23 protein-coding genes and 1 pseudogene are annotated in these 20,777 nt (G+C 72.6%); 12 read left to right on the forward strand and 12 right to left on the reverse strand.

Annotation, left to right across the window (positions count from 1 at the left end; genetic code table 11):
* Positions 1-28: 28 nt before the first annotated feature.
* Positions 29-559, forward strand: a complete 531-nt coding sequence (locus ACP4IX_RS28165; protein ID WP_426557270.1) for a hypothetical protein — start codon at positions 29-31, stop codon at positions 557-559.
* A 168-nt stretch (positions 560-727) separates the two neighbouring features.
* On the opposite strand, the gene ACP4IX_RS28170 is transcribed toward ACP4IX_RS28165, so the two are convergent.
* The 3 genes from ACP4IX_RS28170 to ACP4IX_RS28180 form a co-directional block, all read right to left on the reverse strand.
* Positions 728-1,153: an acyl-CoA thioesterase gene (locus ACP4IX_RS28170; RefSeq protein WP_426557271.1), complete on the reverse strand. Its 426-nt coding sequence runs from the start codon at positions 1,151-1,153 to the stop codon at positions 728-730.
* Between the two features lie 54 nt (positions 1,154-1,207).
* Positions 1,208-1,861, reverse strand: a complete 654-nt coding sequence (locus ACP4IX_RS28175) for a hypothetical protein (RefSeq protein WP_426557273.1) — start codon at positions 1,859-1,861, stop codon at positions 1,208-1,210.
* A 73-nt stretch (positions 1,862-1,934) separates the two neighbouring features.
* Positions 1,935-2,537, reverse strand: a complete 603-nt coding sequence (locus ACP4IX_RS28180; RefSeq protein WP_426557274.1) for a histidine phosphatase family protein — start codon at positions 2,535-2,537, stop codon at positions 1,935-1,937.
* 100 nt (positions 2,538-2,637) lie between these two features.
* Here ACP4IX_RS28180 and ACP4IX_RS28185 point away from each other — a divergent pair, with 100 nt between their 5' ends.
* Both ACP4IX_RS28185 and ACP4IX_RS28190 read left to right on the forward strand, forming a co-directional pair.
* Positions 2,638-3,465, forward strand: coding sequence for a helix-turn-helix transcriptional regulator (locus ACP4IX_RS28185; protein ID WP_426557276.1), 828 nt, complete (start codon positions 2,638-2,640; stop codon positions 3,463-3,465).
* A 166-nt stretch (positions 3,466-3,631) separates the two neighbouring features.
* Positions 3,632-4,657 carry a hypothetical protein gene (locus tag ACP4IX_RS28190; RefSeq protein WP_426557278.1) on the forward strand — a complete coding sequence of 342 codons (1,026 nt, stop codon included), beginning with the start codon at positions 3,632-3,634 and terminating at the stop codon, positions 4,655-4,657.
* Positions 4,658-4,723: 66 nt separating this feature from the next.
* Here the strand turns inward: ACP4IX_RS28190 and ACP4IX_RS28195 are convergent, their stop codons facing one another.
* Complete coding sequence (locus ACP4IX_RS28195; RefSeq protein WP_426557280.1) at positions 4,724-5,932, reverse strand: pyridoxal phosphate-dependent aminotransferase; 1,209 nt, start codon at positions 5,930-5,932, stop codon at positions 4,724-4,726.
* A gap of 87 nt (positions 5,933-6,019) precedes the next feature.
* Here ACP4IX_RS28195 and ACP4IX_RS28200 point away from each other — a divergent pair, with 87 nt between their 5' ends.
* The gene (locus tag ACP4IX_RS28200) at positions 6,020-6,661 is read left to right on the forward strand and encodes a winged helix-turn-helix transcriptional regulator (protein ID WP_426557282.1); all 642 of its coding nucleotides are present in this window, start codon (positions 6,020-6,022) and stop codon (positions 6,659-6,661) included.
* 82 nt (positions 6,662-6,743) lie between these two features.
* Here the strand turns inward: ACP4IX_RS28200 and ACP4IX_RS28205 are convergent, their stop codons facing one another.
* From ACP4IX_RS28205 to ACP4IX_RS28215, 3 genes are all read right to left on the reverse strand, one after another.
* Positions 6,744-7,547 carry a hypothetical protein gene (locus ACP4IX_RS28205; protein WP_426557284.1) on the reverse strand — a complete coding sequence of 268 codons (804 nt, stop codon included), beginning with the start codon at positions 7,545-7,547 and terminating at the stop codon, positions 6,744-6,746.
* The gene (locus ACP4IX_RS28210) at positions 7,547-8,812 is read right to left on the reverse strand and encodes a VWA domain-containing protein (RefSeq protein WP_426557286.1); all 1,266 of its coding nucleotides are present in this window, start codon (positions 8,810-8,812) and stop codon (positions 7,547-7,549) included. The genes ACP4IX_RS28205 and ACP4IX_RS28210 overlap by 1 nt, the downstream gene beginning before the upstream one ends.
* Before the next feature lie 62 nt (positions 8,813-8,874).
* The gene (locus ACP4IX_RS28215) at positions 8,875-10,374 is read right to left on the reverse strand and encodes an IucA/IucC family protein (RefSeq protein ID WP_426557288.1); all 1,500 of its coding nucleotides are present in this window, start codon (positions 10,372-10,374) and stop codon (positions 8,875-8,877) included.
* A 121-nt stretch (positions 10,375-10,495) separates the two neighbouring features.
* On the opposite strand from ACP4IX_RS28215, the gene ACP4IX_RS28220 reads away from it, so the two are divergent.
* From ACP4IX_RS28220 to ACP4IX_RS28240, 5 genes and pseudogenes are all read left to right on the forward strand, one after another.
* Entirely contained in the window at positions 10,496-12,031 is a 1,536-nt protein-coding gene (locus tag ACP4IX_RS28220) for an IucA/IucC family protein (protein ID WP_426557290.1), read from the forward strand.
* Between the two features lie 146 nt (positions 12,032-12,177).
* A complete protein-coding gene (locus ACP4IX_RS28225; RefSeq protein WP_426557292.1) occupies positions 12,178-12,666 on the forward strand; it encodes a hypothetical protein in 489 nt (162 codons plus the stop codon).
* A 106-nt stretch (positions 12,667-12,772) separates the two neighbouring features.
* Positions 12,773-12,874 (forward strand): annotated as a pseudogene (locus ACP4IX_RS28230) (viomycin phosphotransferase); the annotation flags it as partial.
* Positions 12,863-13,126: a hypothetical protein gene (locus ACP4IX_RS28235; RefSeq protein WP_426522872.1), complete on the forward strand. Its 264-nt coding sequence runs from the start codon at positions 12,863-12,865 to the stop codon at positions 13,124-13,126. The pseudogene ACP4IX_RS28230 and the gene ACP4IX_RS28235, both read left to right, overlap by 12 nt.
* Complete coding sequence (locus tag ACP4IX_RS28240; protein WP_426522869.1) at positions 13,096-13,179, forward strand: DUF6461 domain-containing protein; 84 nt, start codon at positions 13,096-13,098, stop codon at positions 13,177-13,179. Before ACP4IX_RS28235 ends, ACP4IX_RS28240 begins: the two co-directional genes overlap by 31 nt.
* A gap of 133 nt (positions 13,180-13,312) precedes the next feature.
* Here ACP4IX_RS28240 and ACP4IX_RS28245 read toward each other — a convergent pair whose 3' ends face one another.
* Positions 13,313-14,242, reverse strand: coding sequence for an alpha/beta fold hydrolase (locus tag ACP4IX_RS28245; protein WP_398136212.1), 930 nt, complete (start codon positions 14,240-14,242; stop codon positions 13,313-13,315).
* A 156-nt stretch (positions 14,243-14,398) separates the two neighbouring features.
* Between ACP4IX_RS28245 and ACP4IX_RS28250 the strand changes: the two genes are divergently transcribed.
* Entirely contained in the window at positions 14,399-15,166 is a 768-nt protein-coding gene (locus ACP4IX_RS28250) for an IclR family transcriptional regulator (protein WP_426557294.1), read from the forward strand.
* 81 nt (positions 15,167-15,247) lie between these two features.
* Here the strand turns inward: ACP4IX_RS28250 and ACP4IX_RS28255 are convergent, their stop codons facing one another.
* Positions 15,248-15,583 carry a hypothetical protein gene (locus ACP4IX_RS28255; RefSeq protein WP_426557296.1) on the reverse strand — a complete coding sequence of 112 codons (336 nt, stop codon included), beginning with the start codon at positions 15,581-15,583 and terminating at the stop codon, positions 15,248-15,250.
* 309 nt (positions 15,584-15,892) lie between these two features.
* Here ACP4IX_RS28255 and ACP4IX_RS28260 point away from each other — a divergent pair, with 309 nt between their 5' ends.
* Complete coding sequence (locus ACP4IX_RS28260) at positions 15,893-16,807, forward strand: HipA family kinase (RefSeq protein ID WP_426557324.1); 915 nt, start codon at positions 15,893-15,895, stop codon at positions 16,805-16,807.
* An 86-nt stretch (positions 16,808-16,893) separates the two neighbouring features.
* On the opposite strand, the gene aceB is transcribed toward ACP4IX_RS28260, so the two are convergent.
* Complete coding sequence (aceB, locus tag ACP4IX_RS28265) at positions 16,894-18,516, reverse strand: malate synthase A (protein ID WP_426522842.1); 1,623 nt, start codon at positions 18,514-18,516, stop codon at positions 16,894-16,896.
* A gap of 184 nt (positions 18,517-18,700) precedes the next feature.
* Entirely contained in the window at positions 18,701-19,300 is a 600-nt protein-coding gene (locus tag ACP4IX_RS28270) for a nucleotidyltransferase family protein (protein WP_426557298.1), read from the reverse strand.
* Between the two features lie 197 nt (positions 19,301-19,497).
* Here ACP4IX_RS28270 and ACP4IX_RS28275 point away from each other — a divergent pair, with 197 nt between their 5' ends.
* Positions 19,498-19,812 (forward strand): DUF5955 family protein, encoded by a 315-nt coding sequence (locus tag ACP4IX_RS28275; protein ID WP_426522844.1) that lies wholly within the window; start codon positions 19,498-19,500, stop codon positions 19,810-19,812.
* A gap of 89 nt (positions 19,813-19,901) precedes the next feature.
* Here ACP4IX_RS28275 and allR read toward each other — a convergent pair whose 3' ends face one another.
* Positions 19,902-20,705 (reverse strand): allantoin degradation transcriptional regulator AllR, encoded by an 804-nt coding sequence (allR, locus tag ACP4IX_RS28280; protein WP_426522845.1) that lies wholly within the window; start codon positions 20,703-20,705, stop codon positions 19,902-19,904.
* Positions 20,706-20,777 lie beyond the last annotated feature (72 nt).

Here is a 20,777-nt window from a genome sequence, read left to right on the forward strand (position 1 = left end):
CACCCCGCGCTGCCTGAAAGGACCTTTGATGACATCACGCGTACGCAGACGCATGCTGGTCGGTATCGCAGCGACGGTCGCGTCCGTGGCAGGGGTGACCTCGATCGCGTTCGCCGCGTCGGCCCCGTCCTCGGTTTCGGCAGGCGCCGCGGTGGCGGACTCGCCCCCGTTCGCGGTCGAGGACTTCAACTACCCGAACGCGGAGCAGGTCCTCGCAGAGGAAGGCATTCTTCTGAAGAGGGGTGACGGTCACGTCACGCTGGCCGACTGTGACTTCTCGCTCGATCAGATCAGGGTGCAGACCGTTGCTGACCCAGCGGTGGGCCGGAAGGAGCTGTACTGCTTCAAGGCCACTGGCGCGTCCGGTTACATCACCCTGGAACTTCCCCGCGTGTTCGCCCTGGAAGCCGCGGACCGGCCCATCAGTGCCGACCTGACCGCCGAAGGCGAGACCACCACCGTGAACGTCGCCGAGGGGCAGTTCGTCACCGTGGGCGAGGGAGACCTTCCTTCCGGGGGCAAGCAATCCGTTCTGGTCGAGATTCGCGTCACGGGCTGACCGAGTCCGACCGAGGCCAGGTTGGGGTGACCGGCCGAACGGCCCCTGGAACGACTGCCGATACCGCGCCGTGCCGCCTTCGGGGGCCGGACGATTCGGGTGCCGGTACCGGGGTGCCTCCCCGTCGCCGGTCACCCACACCGTCCATGGAGGCCCGGGGACCGCGGGTCACAGACCGAGGACTCCGGGCTCCGCGGCCAGCTCCTCGAACCGCCGCAGTGGGTCGGCCACCAGCTTGCGGGCGTTCAGGTCCATGAGTCCACCGACCCCCTCGATGTCGGCTGCCAGCGTGCCGTCGTCCGTCCTGCGGATCACCTGGCGGATCCGGAAAGTCTTGCCCTCGCCCCACTCGAAGGCGCAGGTCACCGTGGTCTCGTCACCGGCGAGCAGCTCCCGCCGGAAGCGGATGGTCGTCTCCAGCACCACGGGCCCCACACCGTGTGCGACGAGATCGGCCTGCCGAATACCGGCTGCCTGGAGCAGGGCCCAGCGGGCGTGCTCGGCGTAGTTCAGATAGACGGACTGGTTCAGATGGCCCTGCGTATCGGTCTCGTACCCGCGGACCGTCACGGGTACGGAAAACGGCTCGCTCACCGCTGCCGCCTCTCCTCGTGGGTGCACTGACCGACCGATCCTGGCACGAGTGCCTCACACCTTCCGCGGCGAGGCCAGCAGGTAACGGGCCCGCGTGCGCGGCTCGGTGTGCTCCCCGACCTGCCACCCCGCCCGCTCCAGCGTCGCCGCACAGCCCCGCAGCGCCGTACCGTCCGGCTCGTACACGGCGACGGCCTCCGGCTGCGGCGTCGCGCGCACCCGGTACCCGGCCCTGCCGTCCGGCCCCGCCGGGCGGTGCCCGGCCGCCTCCAGGGCGAGCGCGGCGGCCTGCACGAGGTGCTTGCGCTCCCACCCGCACGGCCGGTCCGTCGCCCCGTCGGGATGCGTCATCCGGCGCAGCTCCAGCAGCCCCTGCCAGGCGCTGCGCACCTCACGCAGCCGCGCCGGTCCGGTATCGCCCGGCACGGCCTCCTCCCCGCCCACCCGCGCGGCGAACACACCGCCGGCCGCGGGCTCGGCCGGCGCCGCGGGCCCGGCCGGCACCGGTTTCTCCGGCTCGGCGGGAGCCTCCCGTATCCGATGCCCGGCCGGCGTCAGGAAGTGGTCGTGCGGCGGGCGCGGGTGCCGGAAGGCGAGCCCCCGTTTCACCAGCGCGGCGAGCTGAGCCTCCGTCCCCTTCAGCCGCCCGCTGACGGGGTCGGCGGCGTCGATGACACGCCGCTGCGCGGCGGTGGGCGACAGTGCCACGGCGTCCTCCTTCCCTCACCGGTGATGCCACCGGTCACGCCACCGGTGGCATCACCGGTGATGCCTTCGAAGGCTACGACGGAGGTCTGACATTCCAGGCCGCGATCACCGGTCGCGCGTGCTCCGTGCCCAGCCGGCACAGCGTGCCCGTGCCCAGCTGGAACAGTGCCCCGTGCGACGCCGGCAGCCCCAGGTACCGCGCGGTGAGTGCCCGCAGGAAGTGTCCGTGCGCCACCAGCACCACGCACCCCTCGGTGTTGGCGAACGCGGCCTCCACCCTGGCCAGTACCCGGTCGGCCCGCTCGCCGACCTGCTCCGGTGTCTCCCCGGGGTGCTCCGGCGGCCCGGGGGCGACCCCGTCCGTGAACAGGAACCAGTCCGGCCGGCTCCGGTGGATCTCGACCGTCGTGATGCCCTCGTACCCGCCGTAGTCCCACTCGTGCAGGTCGGGGTCGATCCGCACCTCGTCCCGCAGTCCGATCAGCTCGGCCGTCTCCCGGGCCCGCTGGAACGGGCTGACGAACGCGGCCCCGATCCGGTGCGACCGGATCAGCGGCACGAGACTGCGCGCCTGCTCCCGCCCGTGGTCGGTCAGCGGGACGTCCGTCAGGCCCGTGTGCCGTCCGGACCGCGACCACTCGGTCTCACCGTGCCGGACCAGAAAAAGATCACCCATGCCGCCCAGGCTACGGGCGGAAGCCCGGCGATCACTGCGCACGCGCCCCGGCGACGCACCGCCTGCGGACAGTGAGGCCCAGGAAGACGATAATGGGATCATGCAGTCACGCGGCGAGTTGGGGGACTTCTTACGCTCACGACGGGCCAGGATCCGGCCCGAGGACGTCGGCTTCGCCTCCGGCGCGGGCCTGCGACGCGTGCCGGGACTGCGCCGTGAGGAGCTGGCGCACCTGGCGGGGGTGAGCATCGACTACTACGTACGCCTGGAGCAGGGCCGCAACCGCAGTGTGTCGGACGCCGTGCTCGGGGCGGTGGCCGCCGCCCTGAGGCTGGACGAGGACGAGCGCGCCCATCTCTTCCGGCTCGCGCGGCCCCAGAAGCCGGACCCGGAGATCGGGCGGTCCGGCGGTGGGGAGACGCGCCCCGGAGTGCGTCGGCTGCTGGACTGGATCACCGCTCCGGCGCTCGCCATGGGCCGCCGGATGGACGTACTGGCATGGAACCGGCCGCTGTGCGCCCTCATCACCGACTTCGCCGCACTGCCGGTGGCCGAGCGCAACCTGTGCCGGCTCCATCTCCTGAACGAGGAGATCGGCCGCCGCTACCCCGACCGCGAGATGATCGCCCGCGAGGCGGTGGGCCATCTCCGCATCGCGGCGGGCCGCTTCCCCGAGGATCCCGAACTGTGGCGGCTGGTCGGGGAACTCAACGAGGGCAGCGAGGAGTTCCGGCGCCACTGGCAACAGCACACGGTGCGTACCAAGTCCCACGGCCTCAAACGCATCGACCACCCCGTCGCCGGCCCACTCACCCTTTCCTACGAGATCACCCGCTTCCCCCAGGACCCCGAGCTGAGCCTCCTCGTCTACACGGCCGCTCCGGGCTCGCCCGAGGAGGAGGCGCTGCGCGTCATGGCCAAGGCATAGGCCCGCGGGGGAGTCCGGGAGTCTGGGAGTCCGCCGGTGAGGGGGGACTGGGAGTACCCAGGTTCGCCGTGTCTCCGGTGGGACGGAGCGGAGGGAGCCGGCCCGCGGCCCGTCCAGGATGAACAGGACCATCCATTCCGCCCCACCGACCCCGCCGAGGTCCTCCATGCGCCTGTTCGCGTCCGCCCTGGCAGCCGTCACCGCGCTCGCCCTCACCGCCGCCACCGGCTCCCAGACCGCCACCGGCTCCGAACCCACCGCAGGCTCCGAATCCACCGCAGGCTCAGGGGCCGCCACCGCGCGGCTCCCCGACCACTACGTGATCCCGGGGGAGAAGGCCTTTCCCACCGGTGTGGCCTACGACCCGCGCAGCGGGCACTACTACGTGGGCAGCGCCCAGGACGGCACCCTCTACCGGGGACATGTCCGCAAACCCACCGCGCGGGTCTGGTCGCCCAGCGGGAAGGACGGACGCTCCTTCACCGCCGGCATGACCATCGACGGCGAGGGACGGCTCTACGTCAACGGGGGCGGTACGGGCACGCTGCGCGTCTACGACACGTCGAACGGCTCCCTGCTGACCACACTGCACGGAACGAAGGGCGGTTTCGTCAACGATGTCACGGTGGCCGCGGACGGCACCGCCTACGTCACCGACTCCTTCAAGCCGGTCGTCTACCGACTGACCGAGGACGAGCGCGGCCGGTGGGAGCTGGAGCACTGGCTCGACGTCGACGCCTCGGGCATCGACTGGATCGACGGACAGCACAACCTCAACGGCATCGTCGTGGTCGGCACCGACCACTTGCTCGCCGTCCAGAGCAACACCGGAAAGCTGTGGCGCGTCGACCGCTCCACCGGCCGTACCGCCGAGGTCGACCTCGGCGGCCACACACTTGTCAACGGCGACGCCCTGGCATGGAGGGACGGCCGCCTCTACGTGACGCAGGGCAACCTGTACGCCGATCCCGACACCCAGCCGCAGGTCACCGTCGTCGAGATGAACGACGCCCTCACCCACGGCCGCCTCGTCGACCGTCTGGTGCCGCCGGAAGGACTCCTGCACCCCTCCGCCGCGGCCCTCACCGACCACAACCGCCTTCTCGTCGTGAACAGCCAGTACAACCGCTGGGTCGCCGGACTCCCCCCGGAGAGCCTCCCCTTCACGGTCTCCAGCCTGCCGCTCGGGTAGCGCACGACCGACCGGCACGGCGCCGCACGGACGTGCGTCCCGGGTGCCGCTCCCCAGGGTCGGCGGCTACTGCCGGTACCCGCTGAGGAACCGCCCGATCCGCCCGATCGCCGCCTCCAGGTCCTCCGCGTGCGGCAGCGTCAGGATGCGGAAGTGGTCCGGGCTCGGCCAGTTGAAGCCGGTGCCCTGGACCACCTGGATCTTCTCCCTCAGCAGCAGGTCCAGCACGAACCGCTCGTCGTCGTGGATCTTGTGCACGGCCGGGTCGAGGCGCGCGAACGCGTACAGCGCGCCCTTCGGCTTCACGCACGACACACCCGGGATCTCGTTCAGCTTCTCCCAGGCCACGTCCCGCTGTTCGCGCAGTCGTCCGCCCGGTGCCGTCAGCTCGCGGATGGACTGGCGGCCGCCGAGCGCGGCCTGGATGGCGTACTGGGCGGGCGCGTTGGCGCACAAGCGCATGGAGGCCAGCATGGTCAGGCCCTCCAGGTAGTCCTTCGCGTGCTGCTTCGGCCCCGTCACCACCAGCCAGCCGGAGCGGAAACCCGCCACCCGGTACGTCTTGGACAGGCCGCAGAAGGTCAGCACCACCAGGTCGGGGGCGAGGGACGCGGCCGAGTGGTGCACGGCGTCGTCGTAGAGGATCTGGTCGTAGATCTCGTCGGCGAAGACCATCAGGCCGTGCCGGCGGGCGAGGTCGAGGATGCCCTCGACGATCTCCTTCGGGTAGACGGCGCCGGTGGGGTTGTTGGGGTTGATGATGACGACCGCCTTGGTGCGGTCGGTGATCTTCGACTCCATGTCGGCCAGGTCCGGGTACCACTCGGCCTGTTCGTCGCACAGGTAGTGGACTGCCTTGCCGCCCGCGAGGGTCGTCACCGCCGTCCAGAGGGGGAAGTCGGGGGCGGGGATCAGGACCTCGTCGCCGTCCTCGAGCAGCGCCTGTACGGCCATGGAGACCAGCTCGGAGACGCCGTTGCCGAGGAAGACGTCGTCCACGTCGACCTCCAGGCCGAGTGCCTGGTAGCGCTGGGCGACGGCCCGGCGGGCGGAGAGGATGCCGCGGGAGTCGGTGTAGCCGTGCGCCTGCGGCAGCATGCGGATCATGTCCTGGAGGATCTCCTCCGGTGCCTCGAAACCGAAGGCCGCCGGGTTGCCGGTGTTCAGGCGGAGCACGCTGTGCCCCGCCTCCTCCAGCGCGTTGGCGTGCTCTATCACCGGGCCGCGGATCTCGTAACAGACCTCGCTGAGCTTGTTCGACTGCCGGAACTCCATGCGCGGCTTCCCCTCCGGAATCTGGTGTTGCTTGGTTTTACCAAGTAGCCGCTTGGAAAGTCCAACAACTTGTCTACACTGCGTCGCATGTCACCTCGCCGAAGCTACGACCAGTACTGTTCCGCCGCCCGCGCGCTCGACGCCGTCGGCGACCGCTGGACCCTGCTGATCGTCCGGGAGCTGCTCGCCGGTCCGCGGCGCTACACCGACCTGCACGCCGACCTGCCCGGCGTCAGCACGGACGTGCTCGCCTCGCGGCTGAAGGACATGGAACGCGACGGGCTGACGACCCGGCGCCGGCTGCCGCCGCCCGGAGCGGCGTACGTCTACGAACTCACCGCGCGCGGCCGCGAGTTGCTGCCGGTACTGGAGGCGCTGGGTGCGTGGGGCGCCGGCGAGCTGGGGGAGCGGCGGCCGACGGACGCCGTACGGGCGCACTGGTCCGCGCTGCCCCTGCTGCGGGCGGTGCGGGAGGCCGGGGTGGGGGAGGGCGTCGTCGAGGTCCGGCTGGAGGAGGGGGACTTCCACCTGTACGCGGGCGCCGACGAGCGGGGCCCCGTGTACGGCGACGGGCCCGCACCGGGGGAGCCCGACGCCCGGCTGGTGCTGGACGCCGGGACCTGCGCGGCGCTCAGCCGCGGGGAGACCGGTCTGCGGGACGCGGTACGGGACGGGCGCGTCGAGGTGACCGGCGACGGCACGGTCGCCAAGTCGCTCCGGGAGGGGTGAGAGGGAGGGACGAGAGGGAGGGGTGAGAGGGGAGGCGTGAGACGACGGAAGGCCCGCCGGGGGCGGGCCTTCCGTGGTCGCGTCAGACGGTCGGCGGTACCCGGGACGGCCGTCCCGAACCGCGGGTCAGCGCGTATCCGCCGATGCCCGCGAGCGCGGCCAGCACGCCGCCGATCCCGGTCCACACCCACCGGTCGGACCACCAGCCGGAGGACCAGCCGTCCTCGGGCTCGATGGCGGACAGTACGGCCCCGCCGTCCGAGTCCTCCTCGTCGGCCGGGGACTTCATCGCCACACCCGGCACCAGCGGCTCGGACAGCGAACCGTCCACCGCCGCCGCCCCGCCGATGTCCTTGGAGTCCACCCGGACCTCGGTGGAGACCGGGACGCCCAGGTCGGACGTCGGCAGGTTCACCGCCGTCAGCCGGATGTAGTACGTGCCCGGCAGCGGGTCGTTGGCCCACGGCTCGGACCAGGCGCGGACCGTGCGCAGCACGCAGGCCAGCTCCACGGTCGGGGCGTTCGGCGCCGCGGTGCGGGTCTGTGCCCCGTACTGGCAGGCCTGGCGGCGGCGCAGACCGTCGTACACGTCGATCCGCCAGGTCTCGGCGGCGTGCGTCTCGGGCAGCTTCACCGTGGCCTTGACGGTGGGGCGCTGGCCGGCGTCGGCCGGGAACGACCAGTACAGGTAGTCGCCCGCGGAACCGCTCGCCGTGGCCTGCTGCTCCTGCTCGATCTCGGTCGCCGTGCGGAAGGAGGTGCCCGCCGTCGTCGGCGCGCCGCCGTCCTCCGAGGGGCTCGCGGAGGGCGAGGAGTCGGCCGCCGCGGGGGACGCGGCGAGGCCGAGCAGCAACGCCGCGGTGCCTAGGGTCCGGGTGATACGCATCAGTTGGTCCTCCAGACCGCGAGCCGCCAGCGTGACAGCCAGCCCCACAGCAGACCGGCGGCGAAACCGATGAGCACCAGCACGCCGAGCAGCCACCAGCCGCGTCCGAGGCCGAAGGAGGCCACGTCGTCGGCGTCGCCCGGGCCGTCCACGACGTCGACGGTCAGCTCCAGCGGCAGTCCGGGAGTGGTCTTCACTCCGGAGGCGACGGAGAAGGAGTTGGTGACCTGGAGGCACACGGTCTCGGCCGGGGCGTCCTCCTCGTCGCTCTCCGCCTTGGGGTAGCGCAGCCCCGTGGAGATCACATCCGTACGGCCGGTGCCCGCCGCCTCACCGCGCACGATCTCCCGGCCGTGGACCGTCACGGCCCGCAGCAGCACCCCGTAGGACGGGTTCACGGCCCGGTCCGCGCCCACGCTCACCGAGGCGCGCAGTTCCTGACCGGGCAGCACGTCCACCCGGTACCAGCGCTGCTGCCCGAACTCCTCGCGGTCGGTGTACAGCCCCGACTTCAGTGTCGGTGCCTCGGCGCACGCGTCCGCGCCCTGGGTGGCGACCGGCGTCACCACCGGGTCGGCCGCGCGGTCCACCAACTGGTTGACCTTGTCGGTGAGTTCGTCGGTGTGCTCGACCGAGGTGTACGTCCCGCCGGTGGCCTCGGCGATGCAGCTGAGCTGCTGCCGCATCCTGGCGTTGGGGACGAGGCCCAGCGTGTCGATGGTCAGCCCGATGCCCTTGGCGGCGATCTCGCGGGCCACCTCGCACGGGTCGAGCGGGGCGCAGGTGTCCTCGCCGTCGCTGATCAGCACGATGCGCTTGGAGCCGTCGCCGCCGTCGAGGTCGTCGGCCGCCGCGAGGAGCGCGGGGCCGATCGGCGTCCAGCCGGTGGGCGCCAGCGTCGCCACCGCCGTCTTGGCCTCGGTGCGGTCCAGCGGGCCGACCGGGTAGAGCTGCGCGGTGTCCTTGCAGCCGGTCTTGCGGTCGTCGCCCGGGTAGTCGGCGCCCAGGGTCCGGATCCCGAGGCGCACCTCCTCGGGCGTCGCGTCGAGCACCTCGTTGAACGCCTGCTTCGCCGCGGCCATCCGCGTCCCGCCGTCGATGTCCCGCGTCCGCATCGAACCGCTGACGTCGAGCACCAGGTTGACCTTCGGCGCGTCCTCGCCCGTGGGTTCACCGGCGGCCGCTCCGGCCGGGAAGGCGATCCCGGCCGTGAGCGCGGCGAGCAGGGCACAGGCACCCGCCGCCAGCCGTGTTCTTGTGATCATCGGCGGATCCTATTGACCAGTGGCGCCGGGTTCCAAAACGAGACCGCGACGACGCCCCGACTTCACCGCCAGTGCAGCGGATTGGGCAGTTCCGCCCACAGGTCCCCGGCGTTCCCGGGAGACGTACGCATCAACGTCAGCGCCTTCACCGGCAGCAGATCCTCGCGCAGCGCCACGACGTCGGGTGTGCGCGGCAGTTCGCGTACGGCCGCCTCCAGCGCGTCCCGCAGCGCCGCGCCCGAGCCCGTCGTCGCCGCCAGCGCGCCTCCCACCAGCGAGCCGAACAGCTTGCGGCGCAGCACCACCGGGTCGTCGGTGACCATCCGGGCGGGCAGGTCCGGGGCGTCGACGCCGTGGCGGGCCAGGCGCGCCGGGCTGACCCGGATGTCGGCCAGGTCGCGGTAGACCAGGCGCAGCGGATCGCCCCCCGGGGACAGCACCACGAGGAGGTTCTGGCCGTGCGCCTCCAGTGCCACCCCCAGCTCCAGCAGGCGCAGTCCCACGGTGAGGGCGAGGCGGGCGAATCCCGCCCGCCACGTGGGGGAGCCGGGCAGCCCGGTGCTCGCCAGCGCGGCCACCGGGACGACGTGCTCGCCGGGAGCCGCGTACACGTGGGGCGGCTCGCGCAGTACGGCCGCCAGGTCGGGGGAGCCGGCGGCCACCGCGCCCAGGGTGCGGGTGACGTGCAGCAGTCCGCCCGCGCGCGCCGTCAGCTCCTGCCCGAAGTCCGACACGTGGGCCGACGCGGCGATCGAGGCGACCGAGATGTCCCGCACCGACGAGGTCAGCCGGGCGCTCAGCGCGGTCTTGACGTGCGGCCCGCCGGGCACGGCGAGTGTCCGCAGGGACATCAGCGGATGCGCGGCGAGCCCCTCCTCGCACGGCCGTTTGAGCACGTGCGCCGCCTGCCACGGATGCACCGGGACCAGCACCGTCGCCCCGTCCCGGAACTCCCCCGGCCACACCCCCGTCACCAGGCACTCGTCCGCGGGGACCGGCACCAGCCCCAGCCCCACCACGGGCCCGTGCTCCGGTCCGTACGCGAGCTGCTCCGCCACCGAGAAGCCCGGCCGGGAACGGCAGCCGGGATGGTACGGATGCCCGTCGACCACCCGCCGCTCCCAGCCCCAGTCGCTGCCGGGCCACTCGTCCGGGTGAATCTCCTGACCCGCCCGCGAGAGCGCCAACGACGCGGCACTGTGCCCGAGTTCCGCGGCGAACCCGGCGGAGTGCGGCACGCCGAGGTCCGTCACCAGCCGCGCCGGATCGTCGTACGCGGCCTCGTCGAGCCGTACGGCGGAGACGTACGCGTCCGTGCGGTACGGGTCGGCCGCCGGACCGGCGAGCCGCCGGCCGTCCCGCAGCCGCAGGACGAGCCCGTCCCGGGCGGGCTCCCGGCCCGCGATCCACGGCAGCGGTTCGTGGGCGAACGCACGCCACAGCCGGGTCAGCACGGCCGCGCGGGCACCGGCCAGCGAGGCCGTGTACCGGGCGACCAGACCGGGGCGGACGGCCGCCAACTCGTCGGCCACCTCGGCCTCTGCGCTGGGGGGACGATGCACGGGCGGGCTCCTCGGGTACGAGTAGGACGTCACGGCGGAGGGACGGCGACGGACATACTGATCGTCTCCGGCAACTCCGCCACCTCCGCCATGGACAGCATGGACAGACCGTAGGGAACGAGTGGAACGCGTGGATCTCCTGCCCCCGCCCACCGGCGCCGACTCCGCCTCCCAGGATGACGTCGCGGAACGCGCCGACGCCTACGCGGCGGTGCCCCTGCTGAACTGCCTGCTGCGGGAGGTGGCCGAACCCCTGCCGGGCCCCGGCACCCGGCCGGTGTACCGGCTGCCCGGCGGCAGACTGCTGCGGGTGCGCGAGGGCCGGCGGCCCGCCGAGCCGGAGGTGCGCGCGGCGGGCGGCTGGCACCGCGTCGGCCACACCGAGCTGGTGAAACTCGTCGCGGAGGAGCTGCGCCGGCACACCGGCCTGCCCAACCACGAACTGCCCACCGAGATGACCGACAGCCGGGACGCGGTGGCCGCGCTGCTGACGGCACGCGCGCGTGCCACCCCGCCCGACGACCCGTATCTCCGCTCCGAGCAGTCCCTCCTCACCGGCCACACCCACCACCCCGCCCCCAAGGCGCGCGGCGGCGGCCCGCACGCCGGCTGGCTGCCGTACGCGCCCGAGGCGCACGCCCGCTTCCCGCTGACGCTGCTCGCCGTGCGCGAGGACACGGTCGTCGACGAGGGCGACACCGCCGCCCTGGACGCCCTCGGCAAGGCCCCGCCCGGCTACCGGCTGCTGCCCGCCCACCCCTGGCAGCTGAACCTGACGGCGACCGCCCTCGCCCCCGCCTTCGCCGACGGCCGCCTCCTCCGGCTGGGCACGACGGACTTCCCCACCTGGCCGACGGCTGCCGTCCGCACGGTGTACGCCCCCGAGTACCTCCCCGGGCACGACCTGTTCCTCAAATTCAGCCTCGACGTGCGCATCACCAACGACATCCGCCGCCTCTGGCGCCACGACCTGCTGAGACTGCGCCGCACCGACACGGCGGCCACCGAGGCCCTGGACGCCGTCGGCCCCCCGGCGGCCTGGCTCGGCGACCGCGGCTACCGCACCGCGGACTTCGCCTTCGAGGAACTGGCCGTCGTCGTCCGCGACGGACTGCGCGACCGCGTCCTGCCCGGCGCGACCCCGCTCCTCGCCGCCGCGCTCGTGGAGGGCTTCCCGGACAACCCGCTGGAGCACGCCACGGACCCGGCGGCCTGGTGGGAGGCGTACCTCGCCGCGGTCGTCCCGCCCGTCCTGACCGCCTTCGCCGACGACGGCGTCGTCCTGGAGGCGCACCTGCAGAACACCCTGGTCGCCGTGGACTCCTCCGGCACACCGGTGCAGGCCCTCTTCCGGGACGCCGAGGGCGTCAAACTCCTGCCGGACACCTCCCGGCAGGACGGCTGGGAGCGCCTGGTCTACTGCCTCGTCGTCAACCACCTGCGCGAGATCGCCGCCGCCCTGACCGAACACCATCCCGGCCTCGCCCCCTGGCCCGCCGCCCGCCGCGCCCTGGCCCGCCACGACCTCCCCGAGATCCCCGCCCTCCTCTCCTCTCCGACGCTCCCCGGCAAGACCAACCTCCTGCTCCGCTGGACGGGCGCGGACGGCGCCGACGCCCGCTACCGGCCGCTGGCCAACCCGCTGCTGGAGGCCTGAGCGGAGCGGGTCGAGGAGAGCGGCCGGTCAGCCGGTCAGCCGGTCACGGTCCGGCGGCCGGCCTGCCCGGGGGCCGACGACCCGTCAGGACCGGCCGAAGGCACAATGGTCAGTGGCTCGGCGGGGGAGAGGACGCGGACAACGACATGCGACGGCGACAGAGGGGCACGGCCCTGGCGTGCCTCGTCACAGCGGCACTGCTGACGGCGACGGCCTGCGCGCCCCCGGACCTCGGCCCGCTGCCCCCGCGCTACTCGGGCCCGCCCCTGTCCGCGGACACGGCGGTGTCGGAGATGCGGTCGGCACTGGCGGCGGAGGGCGTCGTGGTGGAGAGGGAGCCCTCGGGCGGCCTGGGGAGATGCCTCGAACGGCTCTCGGGACGGCATGCTCCGGAGACGGTGGACGCCGCACTGAAGTCGGCCTTCGCGCGGGCCCGTTCCGAGTACGGCTGGCAGACCGGCCCGGACATGGGCAGCCGGACGCTCACCCTCACGAAGGGCAACTGGACGGTCACGGCCGGCCTTCCCGTCAAGTCGGCGCAAGGCATCCAGGCACCGGTGGTCATGTCCCTGATGTGCCTGGACGGCAGCGGTACGCCCTCTGCCGCCGGCCCGGCACCGTCGAACGCCGCATGAACGCCGTAAGCGGAGTGCCCCGCCCCGGAGAGGGGACTCCGGGACGGGGCACTCCGCTGTGCGGCGGCGTCAGCCGTTGGCCGCGTACGTGAGGAAGCGGGTCTGCGCCCAGGGTACGGCCGGACCGCCGTACCTGGTGTTGAGCCGGATCACCGGAGCACCGTTGGGGGAGGACGCGCTCGACAGCCCCGAAGACGTGCAGACTGTCCCCCCGGAGGAACTCCTGGGGGAGCTGAAGGCTCTGCGGGTCACCGCCGGCCCGGCGGTGACCGGGCTGAGCGCGCTGCGCGAGTGGACGATCGAGTACTGCCGTGGAGGCAGCCACCCTGATGACCTGCTCCACGTCATGCGCAAGGTGGGATTCGGGCCGATGGAAGACCCGGACGCGGACGAGGACGAGGTGAAGAGCCTCACCCCGGCCAGTTCGCCTTGGCGCACCACGTCACCGGAGTCCGGCTGACGCGCCGGCTCCTGGAGACGGCGGAGTTCACCTGCGGGCTGGTGACGAAGTGACCCGCCACCTCCTGGCTGCGGGCCTGAGACCCCGGCAGAGCGGCGGGCCGCTCGGTCACACGCACCCGCCCACCGGCCGGCCGTGGAGCTCCGGCGCTCGAGGCCCGACCGCGCGTGCCCGCGCGGCGCCCGGTCACGGGGCCAGTGCGGCCGCCCACCGTGTGAAGATCTCGGCGTACCGTGCCGGGTCGGACTGGTGCATCATGTGTGACGCGTCCGGCACCGACTCGTAGTCGACCTTCACCCCTGCCGCTTCCATCAACCGCCGGGCCTGTGCGGCCTGTTCGTCGGAGAGTGCCCCGAGCAGGTTTCCGGTCTCCTGGTCGGTGCCGCGCATGTGGTGCGTGAGGAGCACCGGCGTGTTGACCCGGCCCAGCATGCGCTCGTGCGGGCAGTTCAGCCCGACGGTCCCCTCGTAGAAGGCCCGGGCCCATTCCGGGTCGTACTCCTTCAGGTGCTGCGGGATCGCGTCCGCCACGAAGGACCGCGCCATCGGCGACGCCGAGGCGCCGGCCGCGCGGCAGAACTCCTCCCAGTCACCCACACTCCACTGGTCGCCGAGATACGTGCGGAACAGCTCGAAGACCGGGCCTGCCCCCTGCCGGACCGAGTGACCGTGTGCGGGGACGAGCTCGGACGCGAAGAACGGCGGGTCCTCGCACAGGACGCCGCGGAGCTGACCGGGCATGGAGTACGCCGACAGCCACGCCGCGAGGACGCCGCCGGAGGAATTGCCCGCGACGACGACGGGCCGCTTCACCACCAGGGTGATGAACCGGACCAGGTCGTTGCCGAAGTTGTCGAGGCTGTACCGCTTCGGGGTCCAACTGCTGCGCCCCTGGCCCCGCAGGTCGACGGCGTAGACGTGGAAGTGCTCCGAGAGGAGGCCCATCGCCTCCTCGTACGACCACCAGGATCCCGTCTGCTCGGGGATCAGCAGCACGGCGGGCCGGTCCGGGTCACCGGCCTCGGCATAGTTCATGGTGATCTCGCCGAGATCGACCTGCTGTTCGGGGTAGGCGTGAGGGACGTGGACGTCGCGCAGCGCGGGGCTGTTCACCATTGTAATCTCCTCGGTCTGTGCTGCCCGTCGTTACGGGCGGACGGCGCTTCCCGCGGCCCGGCGCCGGTGATCAGAGCCGGTGCCCGCCCTCACCGGGTGGGCACGTCACAGAGCTATTATTCGAACCGTGGCAGACGACGCGCACCGACGATTCCGATGAGTGGAACACCGGTACAAGTCCCGCGCTCGGGCAGGCCGTTGCGCGGCGAGCCGGTCCTGGAGCGGGCCTTCCGGGTCCTGGGTGCCTTCACCGAGGCGGGCGAGGGCCTGGCACTCCACACACTCGCGGCCCGGGCGGGCCTTCCGAAGAGCACCACGTCCCGGATCGCGGCTCAGCTGATGGAGGTGGGAGCCCTCGAACGCCTCGACAACGGCGACTTCGTCGTCGGTCTGCAACTGCTCGAGATCGCCTCGCTGGCACCCCGCGGCCATGGACTGCGCGCCGCCGCGTTGCCGTTCATGCAGGACCTGCACCGGGTCACCGGCCAGCACATCCTCCTCGCCGTGCGCGACGGTGACGAGGCCGTTCTGGTGGAGCGGCTGTCCGCACGGGGCGCGGCGGCGGTCAAGTACCGGGTCGGCGGACGCCTTCCCCTCACCGGGACCGGCATCGGCATCGCCCTGCTGGCGCACGCCCCCGGGCGCATACGGAAGGAAGCGCTGGCCGGCGCGGACGACGCGGCCTGTGTCCGCCGGCTCCTGGCCACCGTCCGCACGGACGGCGTCTGTGCCGTGACGGTGTCCAACCCACTGCGCTCCGGGCCCACCGCCATGTCGACCGTCGCCGCCCCGATCCTGAACCGCCGCGGCGACGCACTGGGCGCGTTGTCGTTGGTCGCACCCGATGAGGGCGGGCCCCGTACCGCGGCCGTGACGGCGCTGCGCAGGGCGAGTCTGGCGATCTCCCGGGCCGCGGGGCCGTGAACACGTCTGCGCCGGACAGCAGACCGGCGCCTGTCGGCGGGAACGCCCACGGCCCGGCCCCCTGTCACCGCTCCGGCCGCCTCAGGGCTCGACGAACTTGTCGGCCAGTCCCCGGTCCAGGTAGTCGTCCGGCAGATCCCGGATGACCAGCTCGGGTTCGGTCCGCCCGGTGTGCAGCCGCCAGTAGGCGTCGGCGATCGTCTGCGGCTGGGAGTCGTGGCCCCCCTGGCCGATGAAGGCGGCGATCGCCACGTGCGCGGCGTAGACGCCGGTACCGGAGAGCGCCGCGTGCAGGTTGAGGACCCGGTTGCGCATCCCACCGGTGGCGATCTGGACGTTCGCCACCTGCGGGGCGATCACCGGCCCCGACCCCGCCCCGCTGCTGACCAGGATCGTTCCTCTGCCACGCTCCAGCATGCCGGGCAGGACGTGATAGACGCTCCCGGAGCGCCGCGGCCAGTAGGGGAGGCGGCACAGCGGGCACCGGACGTGGACGGCGCCGCAGGGAACGTCGGTCCTTCGGCCGGTGCACACGCAGCACAGCGGACAGCGTCCGGCCCCGGTGGTCTTCGTCGCAGGCTTGCTTACGGGCAGTCCTCATTCGTCCAAACTGGTCGCCTACCCTGCGGGGATCGTGGGCAACGGAGGGGACCGATGGTTCCTGCCTGCCCGCCCCGGAAAAGTGATCCGTGGATTATAAGGTTGAAGAGATGGGTGGCCTGGGAAGTGTTGAAAAAGGTCGTAGTGACCCGCTACGTCGAGCCCCTGCGCACCGGCGGCTCCGTCCCCGGTGTCGTCGAGGCCGACGACCTCGGCACCTACGTCGTGAAGTTCACCGGCTCCGCGCAGGGCCGCAAGGCGCTGGTCGCCGAGGTGATCGTCGGGGAGCTGGCGCGTGAGCTGGGGCTGCGGGTGCCGGAGCTGGTGCTCGCCCACTTCGACCCGGCGCTCGCCGCCGACGAACCCCACCAGGAGGTGCGGGACCTGCTGGACGCCAGCGCGGGACTCAACCTCGGTATGGACTACCTGTCTCGCGGCGCCGACTTCACGCCCGACGTCGCGGACATGTTCCCCGTCGGCTCCGAGGAGGCCGGGCGCGTCGTCTGGCTGGACGCCCTCACCGTGAACGTCGACCGGACGGTGCACAGCTCCAACCTGATGGTCTGGCCCACCTCCGGCGTCGCGGTGCCGCGCCTGTGGCTGATCGACCACGGGGCGGCCCTCGTCTTCCACCACCGCTGGGGTGCGTCACCGCCCGAGAAGTCGTACGACTTCCGCCACCACGCCCTCGGCCACTCCACGCCCGACGTCCGGGCCGCCGACGCCGAGCTGGCGCCGAAGGTGACTCGGAAGCTGCTGTGCGACGTGGTGGCGCGGGTGCCGGAGGCCTGGCTGACCTGCGAGGCCGGCTTCGACACGCCGGACGCGGTCCGCGCCGCCTACGTCGGCTATCTGGACGCGCGCGTGCGGGCCTCGCGGGAGTGGCTGCCCACCGACTTCCCGACCCGTGAGGAACTCGCCGCCGAGAACGCCGCCCGGGCGGCACGTACCGAGCGCGGCCGTCCCGACTGGCTCAAGCGGGTCCCCGACCTGCACGGCAAGCCGCCCGCCGAGCAGGACTGGTCCGTGCACCTGGGCTGACACACGTCCGCCGGGCCGACACACGTCCGCGCCCCCGGTGCCGTGCGGTACCGGGGGCGCGGACGGACGCGGGAGCGAACCGGGCGTCAGCCCTTCAGCTGCTCGTACGCCGGCAGGGTCAGGAAGTCGGCGTAGTCCTCGTCGAGGGAGACGGTCAGCAGCAGGTCGTGGGCCTGCTGCCAGTTGCCGGCCGCGAACGCCTCGTCGCCGATCTCGGCGCGGATGTTCGCCAGCTCCTCGGCGGCGACCTTGCGGGCCAGCTCGGCGGTGACCTGCTCGCCGTTGTCGAGGACGACCTCCGCGTTGATCCACTGCCAGATCTGCGAGCGGGAGATCTCGGCGGTGGCCGCGTCCTCCATCAGGTTGAAGATGGCGACGGCGCCGAGGCCGCGCAGCCAGGCCTCGATGTAGCGGATGCCGACCTGCACGGCGTTGACCAGGCCCGCGTACGTCGGCTTGGCGTCCAGGGAGTCGATGGCGATCAGGTCGGCCGCCTTGACGTCGACGTCCTCGCGGAGGCGGTCCTTCTGGTTCGGCTTGTCGCCGAGCACCTTGTCGAAGGACTCCATGGCGATCGGCACCAGGTCGGGGTGGGCGACCCAGGAGCCGTCGAAGCCGTCGCCGGCCTCGCGGTCCTTGTCGGCGCGGACCTTCTCGAAGGCGACCTTGTTGACCTCGGCGTCCCGGCGGGACGGGATGAACGCCGCCATGCCGCCGATCGCGTGCGCGCCGCGCTTGTGGCAGGTGCGGACGAGGAGTTCGGTGTACGCGCGCATGAACGGGGCGGTCATCGTCACCGCGTTGCGGTCCGGGAGGACGAACTTCTCGCCGCCGTCACGGAAGTTCTTGACGATGGAGAAGAGGTAGTCCCAGCGGCCCGCGTTCAGGCCGGAGGCGTGGTCGCGCAGCTCGTAGAGGATCTCCTCCATCTCGTACGCGGCCGTGATCGTCTCGATCAGGACGGTGGCGCGGACGGTGCCCTGCGGGATGCCGACGTAGTCCTGCGCGAAGACGAAGACCTCGTTCCAGAGGCGGGCCTCCAGGTGCGACTCCGTCTTCGGGAGGTAGAAGTACGGGCCCTTGCCGAGGTCCAGCAGGCGCTGGGCGTTGTGGAAGAAGTACAGGCCGAAGTCGACCAGGGCGCCGGGGACCGGGCGGCCGTCGACCTGGAGGTGGCGCTCGTCGAGGTGCCAGCCGCGGGGGCGCATGACGACCGTCGCCAGTTCGGCGTCCGGGCGCAGGGCGTAGGACTTGCCGGTGCGCTCGTCCGTGAAGTCGATGGTGCGGGTGTAGGCGGAGGCCAGGTTGAGCTGGCCGAGGACGACGTTCTCCCAGGTCGGGGCGGAGGCGTCCTCGAAGTCCGCGAGCCAGACCTTCGCGCCCGAGTTGAGGGCGTTGATGGTCATCTTGCGGTCGGTGGGGCCGGTGATCTCGACCCGGCGGTCCTGGAGCGCGTCCGGAGCGGGGGCCACCTTCCAGGAGTCGTCCGCGCGGATCGCGGCCGTCTCCGGGAGGAAGTCGAGCGTGGAGGTGCGGGCGATCTCGGCGCGGCGCTCCGCACGGCGGGCGAGGAGCTCGTCACGCCGGGGCGTGAACCGCCGGTGCAGCTCGGCCACGAAGGCGAGCGCCGCATCGGTGAGGACCTCCTCCTGCCGGGGCAGGGGCTCGGCGTCGACGATGGCCAGCGGGGACGGCGCTGGTGCGGACATGAGCTGTCACTTCCTTCAGCGGTGGCACCGGGTGCCAACGGGCGCGTATGGGGCGAAGCGCACCCGTTGTGCGGCCGGGTGCTTCTGGTCAGTGGATAGTAGTTTCCTCATCGTGGAACTTCAATGGTTTGTTGATATCGAGATTCTCCGAGTCGAGGGACAGTGGCGCTCGGTGCCATCTCCCTCACTCAAGGTGGACCAGGTCGGCCTCGGTGTCGATGTCGTAGGGCCGCGCCACGTCCCCGCACTCCACGAGCGCGATCTCCGCCTCGTGCGCCCTCAGGTAGGCGCGTGCCCCCCGGTCCCCGCTCGCGGTCGCGGCGACACCCGCCCAGTGGGCGGCGCCGAGGAGGACCGGATGCCCGCGCACGCCCGCGTACGCCGCCGAGACGAGTGACGTCCCGTCCCGGTACCCGGCGCGCACCCTCGCCATCGCCTCCGCGCCGATGCCGGGCTGGTCCACCAGTGAGACCAGCGCCGCCCCCGCCCCCGTACCCGCCAGCGAGGCGAGCCCGGCGCGCAGCGACGACCCCATGCCGTCCTCCCAGTCCGGGTTGTCCACGAGAACGCACCCTTCGAGCGTCGCCCGCGCCCGTACGTCCTCCGCCCGTGCTCCCAGGACGACGTGCACATGGGCGCAACCGGCCGCACGCAACGCGGCGACCGCGTGTTCGACGAGCGGATGTCCCCGGTGTTCGAGCAGCGCCTTGGGGCGTCCGCCGAGCCGCCGCCCGCCCCCGGCGGCCAGCAGCAGCCCCGCTACCTGGTCTTCGTTGTCCGTCATGCGTCCTGCATACCCGACCGCCCGCCGCACGCTCAGGCGTGCGCAGGGTTTCCGGAGGCTGAATTTCGGCCCGCGCGGTGGCGCGTGCGGTGCGGGGTGGCGTTTACTGGCCCGCGTCCCCGGTGTCGGCCGACGCCGCAGGGGCGCGGCACGTTCACCGCGGAGGGGCGCACAACGGGGTGCGAGGGGGAGGGGCTGTGTTGCGGAGCTTGGGGCAGAGACACGTGACCGTCGGCGACGAGGACGTGAGGGTGACCGCACTGCGGACCGCGGTGTCCCGGTTGCGCCGCCAACTCGCCCTGCTGCCCACCGACTTCCCGGACCGGGCCGTCGCCGAGGACGAACTGGCCGGCCTCGCCGCGATGACGGACCACGGTGTCCCCGAGGTGCCGCGGCTGCACCGCTCCCTGCTGCTGATAGCGGGCGCGATCGGCTCCGTCAGCGCCCTGTCGCCCGGGCTGACGGACGTCCGTCACGCGGTGGAACTCTTCGGCGCCCCGCCGCGCCGCTGAGGCGCTGACGCGCCGCCGGCGCGGGTCGGCGCGCGACGCCCGCAGCCCCCGGCCTCAGGAGGCCGGGGGTGGTCCGTTCGCGGCGCGCGTCAGGAGGCCGGACTGCCGTTCGAGGCGAGCAGGGTCTCCGACAGTTCCGCCGCCACCTGCTGGAGCAGCGGCACCATCCGGTCGGTCGCGGCCTCCGTGACCCGGCCGGCCGGGCCGGAGATCGAGATGGCGGCCGCGGTGGGGGAGTCCGGCACGGAGACGGCCAGGCAGCGGACGCCGATCTCCTGCTCGTTGTCGTCGATCGCGTACCCCTGGCGCCGCACCTCCTCCAGCGCCGCGATGAAGCCGTCCGGCGTGGTGATCGTCTTCTCGGTCGCGGCCGGCATGCCGGTCCGCCCCAGCAGGGCCCGCACCTCCTCCGCCGGGAAGTTCGCGAGCAGTGCCTTGCCGACGCCCGTGGAGTGCGGCAGGACGCGCCGGCCCACCTCGGTGAACATGCGCATCGAGTGCTTGGACGGCACCTGCGCGACGTACACGATCTCGTCCCCGTCGAGCAGCGCCATGTTCGCCGTCTCGCCGGTCTCCTCGACCAGGCGGGCCAGGTGCGGGCGGGCCCAGGTGCCGAGCAGCCGGGAGGCGGACTCCCCGAGCCGGATCAGACGGGGGCCGAGCGCGTAGCGCCGGTTGGGCTGCTGGCGTACGTATCCGCAGGCCACGAGGGTGCGCATCAGGCGGTGGATGGTCGGCAGCGGCAGTCCGCTGCTCGCGGAGAGCTCGCTCAGGCCGACCTCGCCGCCCGCGTCCGCCATCCGTTCGAGCAGGTCGAAGGCGCGCTCCAGGGACTGGACGCCACCTGTGGCGGACCTGGCGGAGTCGGTGGTGCTGGCGCTGGACGTCGGCACGGCACGTTCCTTTCGAGGCTGGCGGGAGGAAAGAAGCGTACCCGGCGGCCGGTTGACTACCGGCTTGTACAT

Origin of the sequence: Streptomyces sp. WG5 (assembly GCF_049974565.1) — a bacterium.
GTDB lineage: Bacteria > Actinomycetota > Actinomycetes > Streptomycetales > Streptomycetaceae > Streptomyces.

Bases quoted from the DNA above. Each gene is read 5' to 3' on its own strand.
- ACP4IX_RS28165 (WP_426557270.1), top strand. From the start codon at position 29: ATGACATCACGCGTACGCAGACGCATGCTGGTCGGTATCGCAGCGACG.
- ACP4IX_RS28180 (WP_426557274.1), bottom strand. From the start codon at position 2,537: ATGGGTGATCTTTTTCTGGTCCGGCACGGTGAGACCGAGTGGTCGCGG.
- ACP4IX_RS28185 (WP_426557276.1), top strand. From the start codon at position 2,638: ATGCAGTCACGCGGCGAGTTGGGGGACTTCTTACGCTCACGACGGGCC.
- ACP4IX_RS28190 (WP_426557278.1), top strand. From the start codon at position 3,632: ATGCGCCTGTTCGCGTCCGCCCTGGCAGCCGTCACCGCGCTCGCCCTC.
- ACP4IX_RS28195 (WP_426557280.1), bottom strand. From the start codon at position 5,932: ATGGAGTTCCGGCAGTCGAACAAGCTCAGCGAGGTCTGTTACGAGATC.
- ACP4IX_RS28200 (WP_426557282.1), top strand. From the start codon at position 6,020: ATGTCACCTCGCCGAAGCTACGACCAGTACTGTTCCGCCGCCCGCGCG.
- ACP4IX_RS28205 (WP_426557284.1), bottom strand. From the start codon at position 7,547: ATGCGTATCACCCGGACCCTAGGCACCGCGGCGTTGCTGCTCGGCCTC.
- ACP4IX_RS28210 (WP_426557286.1), bottom strand. From the start codon at position 8,812: ATGATCACAAGAACACGGCTGGCGGCGGGTGCCTGTGCCCTGCTCGCC.
- ACP4IX_RS28225 (WP_426557292.1), top strand. From the start codon at position 12,178: ATGCGACGGCGACAGAGGGGCACGGCCCTGGCGTGCCTCGTCACAGCG.
- ACP4IX_RS28245 (WP_398136212.1), bottom strand. From the start codon at position 14,242: ATGGTGAACAGCCCCGCGCTGCGCGACGTCCACGTCCCTCACGCCTAC.
- ACP4IX_RS28250 (WP_426557294.1), top strand. From the start codon at position 14,399: ATGAGTGGAACACCGGTACAAGTCCCGCGCTCGGGCAGGCCGTTGCGC.
- ACP4IX_RS28255 (WP_426557296.1), bottom strand. From the start codon at position 15,583: ATGCTGGAGCGTGGCAGAGGAACGATCCTGGTCAGCAGCGGGGCGGGG.
- aceB (WP_426522842.1), bottom strand. From the start codon at position 18,516: ATGTCCGCACCAGCGCCGTCCCCGCTGGCCATCGTCGACGCCGAGCCC.
- ACP4IX_RS28270 (WP_426557298.1), bottom strand. From the start codon at position 19,300: ATGACGGACAACGAAGACCAGGTAGCGGGGCTGCTGCTGGCCGCCGGG.